This window comes from Caulobacter sp. 602-1 (assembly GCF_003931565.1).
In the GTDB taxonomy this organism is placed as follows: domain Bacteria; phylum Pseudomonadota; class Alphaproteobacteria; order Caulobacterales; family Caulobacteraceae; genus Caulobacter.
Window position 1 is genome coordinate 1 of record NZ_RRYI01000127.1, and the last position, 291, is coordinate 291.

Here is a 291-nt window from a genome sequence, read left to right on the forward strand (position 1 = left end):
GGCGTGAGGCGTTTGTCCGTCGGGGTGCTGGTTGCGCTCCTGCTCGGGGCCGCGGCGAAGGCCGAGCCCCTCCGCTACGCCCTGTCGCCGGTCGTCGAGAACGGCGCGCTGACGGCCCTGGCGGTCGATATCGACTTCAGGGGCGACGAGGCCGGACTGACGGTCCTGAAGTTCATCGACAGCTTCCAGGGCGACACCCGGCCTGGCCGCTTCGCCGAAGGCCTGGAGATCACCGGCGCCAGGTCTGTCACGCCCAGGCCCGAGGGCTGGGCCGCGATCCGCGCGACCCCC

General features: G+C 72.5%; 1 protein-coding gene. It reads left to right on the forward strand.

All coding sequences use genetic code 11. The annotated features are described in order from the left end of the window. Positions 1-24 precede the first annotated feature (24 nt). The coding region (locus EIK80_RS25545) for a hypothetical protein (RefSeq protein ID WP_148099142.1) at positions 25-291 on the forward strand (267 nt) is incomplete at its 3' end.